Genomic DNA, 1744 nt, shown 5'->3' with positions numbered 1-1744 from the left:
GCTCTTTAACAATTTATCAGACAATCTGTGTGGGCACTCACAAGACGATATCCAGCTGCTTCGGCAGCACAAAAATATCAAGTCTTGAAGAGTGACCAAGCAGTAATTCATTTAAGTGAATTATTACGAAGTAATCTTTGAGCATCGCTTAACTTGTTTAAGCACATCAAGCTTTTAATTGAAGAGTTTGATCATGGCTCAGATTGAACGCTGGCGGCAGGCCTAACACATGCAAGTCGAGCGGCAGCGGAAAGTAGCTTGCTACTTTGCCGGCGAGCGGCGGACGGGTGAGTAATGTCTGGGAAACTGCCTGATGGAGGGGGATAACTACTGGAAACGGTGGCTAATACCGCATAACGTCGCAAGACCAAAGTGGGGGACCTTCGGGCCTCACGCCATCGGATGTGCCCAGATGGGATTAGCTAGTAGGTGGGGTAATGGCTCACCTAGGCGACGATCCCTAGCTGGTCTGAGAGGATGACCAGCCACACTGGAACTGAGACACGGTCCAGACTCCTACGGGAGGCAGCAGTGGGGAATATTGCACAATGGGCGCAAGCCTGATGCAGCCATGCCGCGTGTGTGAAGAAGGCCTTCGGGTTGTAAAGCACTTTCAGCGAGGAGGAAGGCATCATACTTAATACGTGTGGTGATTGACGTTACTCGCAGAAGAAGCACCGGCTAACTCCGTGCCAGCAGCCGCGGTAATACGGAGGGTGCAAGCGTTAATCGGAATTACTGGGCGTAAAGCGCACGCAGGCGGTTTGTTAAGTCAGATGTGAAATCCCCGCGCTTAACGTGGGAACTGCATTTGAAACTGGCAAGCTAGAGTCTTGTAGAGGGGGGTAGAATTCCAGGTGTAGCGGTGAAATGCGTAGAGATCTGGAGGAATACCGGTGGCGAAGGCGGCCCCCTGGACAAAGACTGACGCTCAGGTGCGAAAGCGTGGGGAGCAAACAGGATTAGATACCCTGGTAGTCCACGCTGTAAACGATGTCGACTTGGAGGTTGTGCCCTTGAGGCGTGGCTTCCGGAGCTAACGCGTTAAGTCGACCGCCTGGGGAGTACGGCCGCAAGGTTAAAACTCAAATGAATTGACGGGGGCCCGCACAAGCGGTGGAGCATGTGGTTTAATTCGATGCAACGCGAAGAACCTTACCTACTCTTGACATCCACGGAACTTGCCAGAGATGGCTTGGTGCCTTCGGGAACCGTGAGACAGGTGCTGCATGGCTGTCGTCAGCTCGTGTTGTGAAATGTTGGGTTAAGTCCCGCAACGAGCGCAACCCTTATCCTTTGTTGCCAGCACGTGATGGTGGGAACTCAAAGGAGACTGCCGGTGATAAACCGGAGGAAGGTGGGGATGACGTCAAGTCATCATGGCCCTTACGAGTAGGGCTACACACGTGCTACAATGGCGTATACAAAGAGAAGCAAACTCGCGAGAGCCAGCGGACCTCATAAAGTACGTCGTAGTCCGGATTGGAGTCTGCAACTCGACTCCATGAAGTCGGAATCGCTAGTAATCGTAGATCAGAATGCTACGGTGAATACGTTCCCGGGCCTTGTACACACCGCCCGTCACACCATGGGAGTGGGTTGCAAAAGAAGTAGGTAGCTTAACCTTCGGGAGGGCGCTTACCACTTTGTGATTCATGACTGGGGTGAAGTCGTAACAAGGTAACCGTAGGGGAACCTGCGGTTGGATCACCTCCTTACCGAACGATATTGATTGAGTGAGTGC

Annotated in this window: 1 rRNA gene; it reads left to right on the top strand. The window is 52.5% G+C overall.

Annotation, left to right across the window (positions count from 1 at the left end):
* The first annotated feature begins 175 nt into the window (after positions 1-175).
* A 16S ribosomal RNA gene (locus WG891_RS26530) occupies positions 176-1718 on the top strand.
* Positions 1719-1744: the final 26 nt, after the last annotated feature.

The organism is Serratia sp. MMO-28 (assembly GCF_037199905.1).
Classification (GTDB): Bacteria; Pseudomonadota; Gammaproteobacteria; order Enterobacterales; family Enterobacteriaceae; genus Chania; species Chania oryzae.
This window is presented reverse-complemented; position numbering and strand designations above follow the sequence as displayed.